At 72.5% G+C, this 12,611-nt stretch carries 9 protein-coding genes; 8 read left to right on the top strand and 1 reads right to left on the bottom strand.

Annotation, left to right across the window (positions count from 1 at the left end; all coding sequences use genetic code 11):
- Positions 1–74 precede the first annotated feature (74 nt).
- The gene (locus ACWZEH_RS04830; RefSeq protein ID WP_456195916.1) at positions 75–1,484 is read left to right on the top strand and encodes an RsmB/NOP family class I SAM-dependent RNA methyltransferase; all 1,410 of its coding nucleotides are present in this window, start codon (positions 75–77) and stop codon (positions 1,482–1,484) included.
- On the opposite strand, the gene ACWZEH_RS04825 is transcribed toward ACWZEH_RS04830, so the two are convergent.
- Complete coding sequence (locus tag ACWZEH_RS04825) at positions 1,465–3,585, bottom strand: MMPL family transporter (RefSeq protein WP_456199443.1); 2,121 nt, start codon at positions 3,583–3,585, stop codon at positions 1,465–1,467. The two genes, ACWZEH_RS04830 and ACWZEH_RS04825, sit on opposite strands and share 20 nt — an antisense overlap.
- A gap of 185 nt (positions 3,586–3,770) precedes the next feature.
- Here ACWZEH_RS04825 and rpe point away from each other — a divergent pair, with 185 nt between their 5' ends.
- From rpe to ACWZEH_RS04790, 7 genes are all read left to right on the top strand, one after another.
- The gene (rpe, locus tag ACWZEH_RS04820; protein ID WP_456195914.1) at positions 3,771–4,457 is read left to right on the top strand and encodes a ribulose-phosphate 3-epimerase; all 687 of its coding nucleotides are present in this window, start codon (positions 3,771–3,773) and stop codon (positions 4,455–4,457) included.
- 79 nt (positions 4,458–4,536) lie between these two features.
- Entirely contained in the window at positions 4,537–5,583 is a 1,047-nt protein-coding gene (locus ACWZEH_RS04815; RefSeq protein ID WP_456195912.1) for a sugar-binding transcriptional regulator, read from the top strand.
- A 700-nt stretch (positions 5,584–6,283) separates the two neighbouring features.
- Complete coding sequence (locus ACWZEH_RS04810; protein WP_456199441.1) at positions 6,284–7,726, top strand: GuaB1 family IMP dehydrogenase-related protein; 1,443 nt, start codon at positions 6,284–6,286, stop codon at positions 7,724–7,726.
- A gap of 95 nt (positions 7,727–7,821) precedes the next feature.
- Positions 7,822–8,274: an Lrp/AsnC family transcriptional regulator gene (locus ACWZEH_RS04805; RefSeq protein ID WP_456195910.1), complete on the top strand. Its 453-nt coding sequence runs from the start codon at positions 7,822–7,824 to the stop codon at positions 8,272–8,274.
- Between the two features lie 130 nt (positions 8,275–8,404).
- Positions 8,405–9,646, top strand: a complete 1,242-nt coding sequence (locus tag ACWZEH_RS04800; protein WP_456195908.1) for an MFS transporter — start codon at positions 8,405–8,407, stop codon at positions 9,644–9,646.
- Positions 9,647–10,051: 405 nt separating this feature from the next.
- Positions 10,052–10,840, top strand: a complete 789-nt coding sequence (locus ACWZEH_RS04795) for a carbon-nitrogen hydrolase family protein (RefSeq protein WP_456195906.1) — start codon at positions 10,052–10,054, stop codon at positions 10,838–10,840.
- A 70-nt stretch (positions 10,841–10,910) separates the two neighbouring features.
- Positions 10,911–12,608 carry a flavin monoamine oxidase family protein gene (locus ACWZEH_RS04790; protein ID WP_456195904.1) on the top strand — a complete coding sequence of 566 codons (1,698 nt, stop codon included), beginning with the start codon at positions 10,911–10,913 and terminating at the stop codon, positions 12,606–12,608.
- Positions 12,609–12,611 lie beyond the last annotated feature (3 nt).

Here is a 12,611-nt window from a genome sequence, read left to right as displayed (position 1 = left end):
TCATGTGACCCCGCACCGCCCCGACGACGTACGCTGGAGCGCGCACTTCGTCCCACACCCGGAGCACCTTTTTCGTGAGCGACCAGCCCCGTCGTCCCGGCAAGCCCTACCGCCGGCCCAAGAAGGACCCCGTCCGCTTCCTCGCCTTCGAGGCCCTGCGGGCCGTGGACGAGCGGGACGCCTACGCCAACCTCGTCCTGCCGCCCCTGCTGCGCAAGGCGCGCGAGGGAGGTGACTTCGACGCCCGGGACGCGGCGCTCGCCACCGAGCTGGTGTACGGCACGCTGCGCCGGCAGGGGACGTACGACGCGGTCGTCGCCTCCTGCGTCGACCGGCCGCTGCGCGAGGTGGACCCGCCCGTCCTCGACGTGCTCAGCCTCGGCGCGCACCAGCTGCTCGGGACCCGGATCCCGACCCATGCCGCCGTGTCCGCCTCCGTCGAGCTCGCGCGCGTGGTGCTCGGTGACGGGCGGGCCAAGTTCGTCAACGCAGTCCTGCGCAAGGTCGCGCAGCACGACCTCGACGGCTGGCTCGAGCGGGTCGCGCCGCCGTACGAGGAGGACCCCGAGGACCATCTCGCCGTGGTGCACTCGCACCCGCGCTGGGTCGTCTCCGCGCTGTGGGACTCCCTCGGCGGAGGTCGCGCCGGCATCGAGGAACTGCTGCGGGCCGACAACGAGCGGCCCGAGGTCACGCTCGTCGCCCGTCCCGGCCGGGCCACCACCGGGGAACTGCTGGCCGAGGAGGCCGCCCTGCCGGGCCGCTGGTCGCCGTACGCGGTACGGCTGAGCGAGGGCGGTGAGCCGGGCGCGATCCCGGCCGTGGCGGACGGCAGGGCCGGCGTGCAGGACGAGGGCAGCCAGCTCGTCGCGCTCGCCCTGGCCAACGCCCCGCTGGACGGGCCCGACCGGATGTGGCTGGACGGCTGTGCCGGTCCCGGCGGCAAGGCCGCGCTGCTCGCCGCGCTCGCCGCCGAGCGCGGTGCCGTCCTGCTGGCCTCCGAGAAGCAGCCGCACCGGGCCGGACTGGTCGCCAAGGCGCTGGCGGGGAACCCCGGGCCGTACCAGGTCGTCGCGGCCGACGGGACCCGGCCGCCGTGGCGGCCCGGCACCTTCGACCGGGTGCTGGTCGACGTGCCCTGCACCGGTCTCGGCGCCCTGCGCCGGCGCCCCGAGGCGCGCTGGCGGCGCCGGCCGGACGACCTGGAGGGCTTCGCCCCGTTGCAGCGCGGGCTGCTGCGCACCGCCCTGGAGTCCGTACGGGTCGGCGGTGTCGTCGGCTACGCCACCTGCTCGCCGCACCTGGCGGAGACCCGGGCCGTGGTCGCCGACCTCCTCAAGCAGTTCCCGGACGCCGAACTCCTCGACGCCCGGCCGCTGCTGCCGGGCGTCGAGGAGCTGGGCGAGGGCCCCGACGTCCAGCTGTGGCCGCATGTGCACGGGACCGACGCCATGTATCTGGCGCTCATCCGCCGGACCGGCTGACGCCCGCCTCCTCCGGTTCGCGCACCGCGCCGGCGCCGTCCTCGCGGGCGAGCCGGTGCGGCCACCACACCTTGGGGCCCACGTCCAGGAACAGGGACGTGACCAGAACCGACCGCACGACGAAGGTGTCCAGCAGCACGCCGAGGGCGACCGCGAAGCCGATCTCGGCGAACGCGACCATGGGCAGCGTGCCGAGCGCGGCGAAGGTGCCCGCGAGGACCAGGCCCGCCGAGGTGATGACGGCGCCCGTGGTGGCGAGCCCGGTGACCACGCCCCGCCGGGTGCCGCGCAGGCCCGCCTCCTCGCGGATCCGGGTGGTCAGGAAGATGTTGTAGTCGATGCCGAGGGCCACCAGGAAGACGAAGACGAACAGCGGGAAGTCCGTCGACTCGCCCGCGTAGTCGAACACGTACCGGAAGGCCAGGGCGCTGAGGCCGAGTGCCGCGGCGAACGACAGGATCACCGTCCCGACGAGCAGCAGCGGGGCGATCAGGGCGCGGAGCAGGACGCACAGGATCAGCAGGACGACCAGCAGTACCAGTGGGATGATCAGCAGGTTGTCGTGCGTGGTCGCCCGGTCCATGTCCAGCAGTGCCGCCGTTGCGCCGCCCACCCGGCCGTCCGCGTCCGGCACCGCGTGCACGGCGTCCCGGACCCGCTCCACGGTCTGCTTCGCCGCCTCGCTGTCCGCCGGGGCGGTCATGGTCGCCTCGAACCGCACGGTGTCCCCGACGTACGGTCTGCTGCCCGGCGGCACGCCCAAGGACCCGGACACGACGCCCTCCGACGAGGCGACCGCGCGGCGCAGCCCGTCGGCCTGCGCCCGGTCACCGACGACGACCAGCGGATCACCGCTGCCCGCGGGGAAGTGGCGTGCGGAGACCTCCTGCCCCACGATCGAGTCGGGCTTCCCGGTGAACGCGTCCGCGTTGCCGATGCCCTCGGCACGCAGCTGGACCAGGCCCAGCGAGCAGACCACCAGCACCGCCGCCGTCACGCCCCAGACCATGCGCGGACGGCGCGCGATCCGGCGCCCCATGCGCGCCCACACACCGCGCTCCGTCGGGTCGGGCGCGCCGTGGCGCGGGATCACCGGCCAGAAGATCCACCTGCCGAAGACGACCAGCAGCGCGGGGAAGAGGCTCAGCATCGCCAGCAGGGCCACCGCGACACCGATCGCGGCGACCGGGCCGAGGCCACTGGTGGAGTTCATCTCCGCGGTCAGCAGCACCAGCATGCTCAGTACGACGGTCGCGCCCGAGGCCAGCACCGCGGGGCCGGCGCGGTGCAGGGCCCGGGCCATCGCCTCGTGCCGGTCCTCGTGCCGGCGCAGCTCCTCGCGGTAGCGGGCGACCAGCAGCAGCGCGTAGTCGGTGCCCGCGCCGAAGACCAGCACGGTGAGAATGCCGGCGCTCTGCCCGTTCACCGTCAGACCGGTGTGCTCGGCCAGCAGGTAGATCAGGGCCTGCGCGGTGAACAGGGCGCAGATCACCGACAGCAGCGGGACCAGCAGGAGAGTGGGGCTGCGATAGGTGAGCAGCAGCATCACGACGACCACACCCATCGCGGTGAACAGCAGCGTCGAGTCGATGCCCTCGAACGCCTCGGCGAAGTCCGCCGAGGTGCCGCCCGGCCCCGTGATGTGCACGGCGAGACCGTCGTCGCTCCCGCCGACCTCGTTCCGTACCGAGTCGACGGCGGGCACGATCCGCTGCCAGCCCTGCTCGTCCATCGTGACCGGTACGAGGATCTGCGCCGCCCGCGGACCGGTCTCGCGGTCGTAGACCGGGCCCCGGGTCTCGGCGCCCCGGATGCCGTGGCCGGAGAGCCGCTTCAGCTGCGCCGCGTCCTCGGCGATCCTCTCCCGGTCGGCGGCCGTCAGACCGCTCTCACGCGCGTAGACCACGATCGCGGGGATCTGCTCGGGTCTGAAGTCCCCGGAGATCTCCAGGACCTGGGTGGACTCCGCGGACCCCGGCAGCCAGGACGCCGCGTCGTTGTCCTGGGCGTCGGTCAGCTTCTGCGCGAGGGGCGCCGTCAGGAACAGCACCACCAGCCACAGCGCCAGGACCAGCCACTTGGCGCGGCGTCCGCAGACCAGTTGCCCGGTGCCGCGCCCGCCGCGCGCGGGGAGCGTCCGGGGCGCTCCCCGCGCCTCGGGTGTGCCGCGGGTCGCGCTCACGGCCGCCTCCGGAGCCGGCCGCCCCGGGACACGGAGGACCGATACGCCCGCATCCGTCCCCGGCCGGTGGCACCGACCGCCGGAGGGCATGGCAGGCTTGGTGCATGGCCGCGCAGATCAACCCCAGTATTCTCTCCGCCGACTTCGCCCGCCTCGCGGACGAGGCGCAGGCGGTCGCGGGAGCCGACTGGCTCCACGTCGACGTCATGGACAACCATTTCGTCCCGAACCTCACGCTCGGTGTGCCGGTCGTGGAGTCACTGGCCCGCGCGACGGACACTCCGCTGGACTGCCACCTGATGATCGAGGCCCCCGATCGCTGGGCGCCCCAGTACGTCGAGGCGGGGGCCGGTTCCGTCACCTTCCACATCGAGGCGGCCGCGGCGCCCGTGCGGCTGGCCCGGGAGATCCGGGCCAAGGGCGCCAGGGCCTCCATGGCCCTGCGGCCCGCGACGCCGATCGAGCCGTACGAGGACCTCCTCCCCGAGCTCGACATGCTGCTGATCATGACGGTCGAGCCGGGTTTCGGGGGCCAGGCCTTCCTCGACATCATGCTTCCGAAGATTCGCCGCACCCGCGAGTTGATCAGCAAACACGGTCTGGATCTCTGGCTCCAGGTCGACGGCGGTGTTTCGGCGTCCACCATCGAGCAGTGCGCCGACGCCGGGGCCGATGTCTTCGTCGCGGGATCCGCCGTGTACGGGGCACAGAACCCGGCCGAGGCGGTACGTGCATTGCGCACGCAGGCCGAGGCCGCCACGGGCAAGGCATCCTGGGCGTGCGACCACTGAGCCACGAGAACGTGAACGGCTCCCCTGCAGGGCTGATCGACCGCGCCGGATCTGCAAGGATGAACGGCGAATCCAGAATGTGAACAGCAGTGAGGAGATCGCCGTGTCGGGTATGTCGGCGGCGGGCCGTTCAGCCATGCGGATGGGACCCGCTGAGCTGGTGCAGGCGGCGGCCATGGCCCGCCGCTTCTACCTAGAGGGCAAGTCCAAGATCCAGATCGCCGAGGAGTTCGGCGTCAGCCGCTTCAAGGTGGCCCGGGTCCTGGAGACCGCCCTCGAACGGGATCTCGTACGCATCGAGATCCGCGTGCCGGCCGAGTTGGACGCGGAGCGCTCCGACGCGCTGCGCGCCCGCTACGGCCTCAGGCACGCCGTCGTGGTGGAGTCCCCGACCGAGGCCGCGGAGACACCCGACCCCGAGAACCTGGGAGAGGTGGCCGCCGACCTGCTCGGCGAACTGGTCAACGAAGGAGATGTACTGGGCCTGGCCTGGGGCCGGTCCACCATCCACATGGCGGCGGCCCTGGACCGGCTGGCGCCCTGCACGGTCGTGCAGCTGACGGGCGTGTACGACGCCGGGACCGCCGAGCGCGGCTCGGTGGAGGCCGTACGGCGGGCCGCGCAGGTGTCGGGCGGCGACGCCCACCCCATCTACGCGCCGATGCTGCTTCCGGACGCGGCGACGGCCGAGGCGCTGCGTCACCAGACCGGTATCGCACGGGCCTTCGAGTACTTCGACAAGGTGACGGTCGCCTGCGTCTCCATCGGCTCCTGGGAGCCGGGCATCTCGACGGTGCACGACATGCTCTCGGACGAGGAACGGGAGCACTACGCCTCCCTGGGCGTCGCCGCCGAGATGTCCGCGCACCTCTTCGACACCGACGGGCGCCGGGTCGGCCGGGACCTGGGGGAGCGGTGCATCACGGTCAAGACCCACCAGCTCCGCAAGGTCCCCGAGGTCGTCGCGATCGCCGGCGGGCAGCGCAAGGGCCCCGCGATCGACGCGGTGCTGCGCTCCGGCCTGGTCACCAGCCTGGTGACGGACACCTCCGCCGCCGACTACCTGATGGCGGCGGGGCCCGCGCCCAGGTCCGCCCTCAACCGGTCGGACCCTGACGGCTCCTGACGCGCGAGGGACGAGGGCGGGCGCGGCGCATCGCCGTATGGTGCCGCGGCTCCTCCCTCGTCTCCCGGCCTGCCTGCCCGTGCGGCCGGCGGGCCCGCTCCTCGCGGGCCGCCCCCACCGGCGCGGACGACATCGCCCCCGCCCGGGCCGACGGCATGGCCACCGTCCAGGAGTCCGGCCTTCCCGAGGATGCGCGGCGCACGCCGGCCCCCGTCGTCACGGGCGGCCTCTGCCCGCAGGACCAGGACGGCTCCGTTTCCGGCGGCTTCGAAGGACCGCTGCCCCAGCGGGAACACGACCGCCACCACGAGTACACGGTGGAGGCACCAAGCGCGACGGCGAGACGTACCGCACCGACGGCGACCTCTACGCATCGCTCAGGACGGTACCGGGACGACGCACGGACCGGCGGGTCGGCCCGTCGTCCGAACGCGGACCGCTGATCGCCGTCGGCGCCGGCCGCCCTGCGCGACCACGCCCTGGGAGGAGACCGTGCGGGAGGCGTTCGCCGAGACGGTGCGGCGGACCCCGTCGCTCACCGCTACGCCCGGCTCGGAGGAACCTCCGAGCCGGGCGCCGGCCTGCCTGGACGATCGCACCGGCACGGGCGATCCCGTCGTCATGGGACAATGAAGTACGTGCTCTTCCCCCTGGCTGACCTGTCCGGGGGCCACCTCTGATCGACTGGGATGTGCAGCACGTGCGTTTCCTCAACGACATCCAGCCCGCGTACGACCTGACGTACGACGACGTCTTCATGGTGCCGAACCGTTCCGCCGTCGGCTCGCGTCAGGACGTGGACCTCGGCTCCCCGGACGGTACGGGCACCACCATCCCGCTCGTCGTCGCCAACATGACGGCCATCGCCGGCCGCCGCATGGCCGAGACGGTGGCCCGCCGCGGCGGGCTCGTGGTCATCCCGCAGGACATCCCGATCGAGGTCGTCACCGAGGTCGTCGCCTGGGTCAAGAGCCGCCACCTGGTCCTCGACACTCCGATCGTGCTGGCCCCGCACCAGACCGTCGCCGACGCGCTCGCCCTGCTGCCCAAGCGCGCGCACAACGCGGGCGTCGTCGTCGACGACGGGGACCGGCCGGTCGGCGTGGTCACCGACGCCGACCTGACCGGCGTGGACCGCTTCACACAGCTCAGCGAGGTCATGTCCCGCGACCTGCTGCTCGTCGACGCCGACATGGACCCGCGCGAGGCCTTCAACACCCTCGACGGGGCCAACCGGCGCTACGCCCCCGCCGTGGACAAGGACGGCCGCCTCGCCGGCATCCTCACCCGCAAGGGCGCCCTGCGCGCCACCCTTTACACGCCGGCCACCGACGACCGGGGGCGGCTGCGCATCGCCGCGGCCGTCGGCATCAACGGTGACGTCGCGGGCAAGGCCCAACAGTTGCTGGACGCGGGCGTCGACACGCTCGTCATCGACACGGCGCACGGACACCAGGAGTCGATGATCAGCGCCCTCAAGCTGGTCCGCGACCTCGACCCACAGATCCCGATCGCCGCGGGCAACGTGGTCTCCGCAGCCGGCGTCCGCGACCTGATCGAGGCCGGCGCCGACATCGTCAAGGTCGGCGTCGGCCCCGGCGCCATGTGCACCACCCGCATGATGACCGGCGTCGGCCGGCCGCAGTTCTCCGCGGTTCTGGAGTGCGCGGCGGAGGCGAAGAAGTACGGCAAGCACGTGTGGGCCGACGGCGGCATCCGCCACCCCCGGGACGTGGCCATGGCGCTCGCGGCCGGCGCGTCCAACGTGATGATCGGCTCCTGGTTCGCCGGGACCTTCGAGTCCCCGGGCGACCTCCAGCACGACGCGAACGGCCGCCCCTACAAGGAGTCCTTCGGCATGGCCTCCGCGCGCGCCGTGCGCAACCGCACCTCGGAGGAGTCGGCGTACGACCGGGCCCGCAAGGCGCTGTTCGAGGAGGGCATCTCCACCTCCCGCATGTTTCTCGACCCGGTCCAGCCCGGCGTCGAGGACCTGATCGACTCGGTCATCGCGGGCGTCCGTTCCTCCTGCACCTACGCGGGTGCGGGCTCCCTGGAGGAGTTCACCGAGAAAGCCGTCGTCGGCATCCAGAGCGCCGCCGGATACGCCGAGGGCAAGCCGCTGCACGCCAGCTGGACCTGACCGGCCCCGGGGCCGTCGGCCGCCCGGCTCCCCGGGCGGCCCTCCCCTCCCAGAAGCTCCCAGAAGCCTTCGAGAAGCGAAGTGAACCGCCCCCCGTGCTGAACGATCTCGACGAACGCATCGTGCACGCCCTCGCCGAGGACGCCCGACGCTCCTACGCGGACATCGGCAAGCTCGTCGGTCTGTCCGCGCCCGCCGTCAAGCGGCGCGTGGACCGGCTGCGCGCCACCGGCGCCATCACCGGCTTCACCGTAAGGGTGGACCCCGCCGCCCTGGGCTGGGAGACCGAGGGTTTCGTCGAGATCCACTGCCGCGGCAACACCTCCCCGGAGACCATCCAGCGGGGTCTGGAGCGCTACCAGGAGGTCGTGTCCGCCTCCACCATCACCGGGGAGGCGGACGCGGTCGCCCAGGTCTTCGCCGCCGACATGCGGCACTTCGAACGGGTCCTGGAACGGATCGCGGGGGAGCCCTTCGTCGAGCGCACCAAATCCGTGCTGGTGCTGTCCCCGCTGCTGCGACGATTCTCGTCGGGGCCGCCCGCCTGACCGCCTGACCGGCTACCATCGGTGCCATGATCTGGCGACATTGATCCACCGGTAACGCCTCCCGAGGGCCACCCCGGATGCCGTACGTCCTCCACGTCCGGTGTCCGAACCGCCCTTACGGGAAGGCCTCATGACTTCCACGCCCACGCGTGCGCACGACCCCCGCGTCCGACGGCTGACGACCACGCTGTACGGCTACGCGTTCTGTGAAGACTTCGTGCTGCTCTACCCGGTGTACGCGCTGCTGTTCAGCGACACCGGCCTCACCGTCTGGCAGATCTCCTCCCTGTTCGCCCTCTGGTCGGTCACCGGCGTGCTGCTGGAGGTCCCCTCCGGTGTCTGGGCCGACGCCGTCTCCCGCCGGCTCCTCCTGTGGCTCGGCCCGCTGCTCACCGCCGCCGGCTTCGCCCTCTGGGTGCTGCTGCCCTCGTACGGTGCCTTCGCGGCCGGTTTCGTCCTGTGGGGCGCCGGCGGAGCACTCGCCTCGGGGGCGCTGGAAGCCCTGGTCTACGACGAACTCGAGCGGCTCGAGGCGGCCGGCCGCTACGCCCGGATCATGGGCCGCGCCCGCGCGGCAGGCCTGGTGGCCGTGATGGCGGCCATGGGACTCGCCGGTCCGGTGCTCGAGTGGGGAGGCCACACCGCCGTCGGCGCCGCCGGCGTTCTGGCGTGCCTGCTGACCGCGGCCACCGCTCTGCGGTTCCCGGAACACCGGCACCCGGCGGCCGCCCATCAGGGCTGGACCGCCACCCTGCGCGCCGGGCTCGCCGAGGCCCGCGCCGACCGCTCGGTGCGCGGCGCCCTGCTGCTCGTACCGGCCGTCGGCGCGGTGTGGGGAGCCCTCGACGAGTACACGCCGCTGCTGGTGCGGGACACCGGCGTCGCGGACCGGACCGTCCCGTATCTCCTGCTGCTGATCTGGGCCGGTGCCACCGTCGGGAGCCTGCTGGCAGGGAAGGGCGAACGCCTCGGTACGACCGGACTCGCGGCCCTGCTCGCCGGCGCCGGGCTCGCCCTCGCCGTCGGCTCGCTCGCCGGTACGCCCGCCGGGCTGATCCTGGTCGCCCTCGCCTTCGGCGGTTTCCAGGCGGCGACCGTGCTGGCCGACGCGCGGCTCCAGCGGCGCATCGAGGACACCGGGCGGGCGACCCTGACCTCGCTCGCCGGCCTGGGCACCGAACTGGCCACCGTCGCCGTCTTCGGCGGCTACGCCCTGATCGCCTCACAGGGCCCGCACAGCACGGTCTTCGCCGTGTTCGCGGTGTCGTATCCGGTGACGGCGGTGGTGCTGGTGACGGGGGCGCGGGCAGTGACGCGGACCGGAGCGGGGGAGGGGACCGAGGGGGCCCGGGCAGTGAAGGACCGTGCGTGAGGCGGCCCGCACCGGCCGTCATGCGTAGGGCAGGTGCGCAGAGGTGGGCGCAACGGGGCGCCCCGGACGCCTTCAGGGACGGCGGTGCCGGTCCCGTGACTCCGGTTGCCGTTCCCGGCCCCGTCGGCGAGCGCGGTGAACCTTCGGCGGACAGCGGACAGCGGACAGCGGACGTGAGGTGCGGAACCGGCTCGGGAAGGTGCCGGCTGTCCTGCGGCGGGGCGGTCCGGGCGGCGCGCGCAACGAATCGCCGCCCGGGCCGTCGGGGACGCAACGATCCGCCCACCGGCGCGCAACGGCTTCCGCTTGTCCGGCCGAGCCGGCCGAACGTACCGTCTATGCGGTCCCTCCCAGCGGCTCTTTTGCCTCCGCCCCTGCCCTCTCGCGCACCGACGAGGAACACGCATGCGTACCGCCCTGCTCCAGAGCTCCGGACGGCCCGGTTCCGTCGTCGAGAACCTCAAGGTCCTCGACGAGGCCGCGGGCCGTGCCGCCGCGGCCGGCGCCGGGCTGCTCGTCACCCCGGAGCTGTTCCTGACCGGTTACGCGATCGGCGACGACATCGCGGTGCTCGCCGAGCCCGCCGACGGCGACGCGGCCGCCGCGATCGCCCGGACCGCCACCCGGTACGGGCTCGCCATCGCCTACAGCTACCCGGAGCGCGCGGGCGACACGGTCCACAACTCCGCCCAGCTCGTCTCCCCGGACGGCACCCGCCTCGCGAACTACCGCAAGACCCACCTCTTCGGCCCCTTCGAGCAGGACCACTTCGCCCCCGGCGACCGACAGGTCGTCCAGGCCGAACTGCACGGCCTCACCGTCGGCCTGCTGACCTGCTACGACATCGAGTTCCCGGAGAACGCGCGGGCCCATGCCCTGGCGGGCACCGACCTCCTGCTGGTGCCGACCGCGCTGATGCACCCGTTCCAGTTCGTCGCCGAGTGCCTCGTGCCGGTGCGGGCGTTCGAGAACCAGATGTACATCGCGTACGTCAACCGGGTGGGCCAGGAGGGCGAGTGGGAGTTCACGGGGCTCTCCACCCTCGCCGGACCCGACGGAGTCGCCCGCGCCCGGGCCGGGCGCGGCGAGGAACTGGTCCTCGCCGACGTGGACCCGGCACTCCTCGCCGCCTCCCGCGGGCACAACCCGTATCTGCGGCACCGCCGCCCCGCCCTGTACGGGTCCCGCGACTGAACCTCCCCCTCCGCAACACCTCTCTGCCCGCAACACCTTCGACATCATCAGCGCAAGGAGTCCGTACCCCATGACGTCCACGGTGCCCAACGCCGTCGAGCACGCCGACGAGCAGCAGCCCCCGATCACCATGTTCGGCCCGGACTTCCCCTACGCGTACGACGACTTCCTCGCACACCCCGCGGGCCTCGGCCAGATCCCCGCGACGGAGCACGGCACCGAGGTCGCGGTGATCGGCGGCGGCCTGTCCGGCATCGTCACCGCCTACGAGCTGATGAAGATGGGCCTCAAGCCCGTCGTGTACGAGGCCGACCGGATCGGCGGCCGGCTGCGCACCGTCGGCTTCGACGGCTGCGACCCCTCGCTCACCGCGGAGATGGGCGCGATGCGCTTCCCGCCGTCCTCCACCGCCCTCCGGCACTACATCGACCTGGTGGGCCTCGAGACCCGCCCGTTCCCCAACCCGCTCGCCGCATCGACGCCTTCGACCGTCGTCGACCTCAAGGGCGAGTCCCACTACGCCCGGACACTCGAGGACCTCCCGCAGGTCTACCGGGACGTGGCCGACGCCTGGGCCCGGTGCCTGGAGGAGGGCGCCGACTTCTCCGACATGAACCGCGCCCTGCGCGAGCGGGACGTCCCGCGCATCCGGGAGATCTGGTCCCGGCTCGTCGAGAAGCTCGACAACCAGACCTTCTACGGCTTCCTCTGCGACTCCGAGGCATTCAGGTCCTTCCGCCACCGCGAGATCTTCGGCCAGGTGGGCTTCGGTACCGGTGGCTGGGACACCGACTTCCCCAACTCCATCCTGGAGATCCTGCGCGTCGTCTACACCGAGGCCGACGACCACCACCGCGGCATCGTCGGCGGCTCGCAGCAGCTGCCCCTGCGCCTGTGGGAGCGCGAGCCGGAAAAGCTCGTCCACTGGCCGTACGGGACCTCGCTGAAGTCCCTGCACGTGGACGGCGAGCCGCGCCCCGCGGTGACGCGGCTGCACCGCACCGCGGGCCACCGCGTCACGGTGACGGACGCGAACGGAGATGTCCGCACCTACAGGGCGGCCGTCTTCACCGCCCAGTCCTGGATGCTGCTGTCCAAGATCGCCTGTGACGACGCGCTCTTCCCGATCGACCACTGGACCGCCATCGAGCGCACCCACTACATGGAGTCCAGCAAGCTCTTCGTGCCCGTCGACCGGCCCTTCTGGCTCGACAAGGACGAGGAGACGGGGCGGGACGTCATGTCGATGACGCTGACCGACCGGATGACCCGCGGCACCTATCTGCTGGACGACGGCCCGGACCGGCCCGCCGTCATCTGCCTCTCCTACACCTGGTGCGACGACAGCCTGAAGTGGCTGCCGCTGTCACCGAACGAGCGGATGGAGGTCATGCTGAAATCGCTGGGCGAAATCTACCCGAAGGTCGACATCAGGAAGCACGTCATCGGCAACCCGGTCACCGTCTCCTGGGAGAACGAGCCCTACTTCATGGGTGCGTTCAAGGCCAACCTGCCCGGTCACTACCGCTACCAGCGGCGCCTGTTCACGCACTTCATGCAGGACCGGCTGCCCGAGGACAAGCGGGGCGTCTTCCTCGCCGGCGACGACATCTCCTGGACGGCAGGCTGGGCCGAGGGCGCCGTCCAGACCGCGCTCAACGCCGTCTGGGGCGTCATGCACCACTTCGGCGGGGGGACCGACGCGACCAACCCGGGGCCCGGTGACGTGTACGACGAGATCGCGCCGGTGGAACTCTCCGACGACTGAGCC

This window comes from Streptomyces yamdrokensis (assembly GCF_053890455.1).
This window is presented reverse-complemented; position numbering and strand designations above follow the sequence as displayed.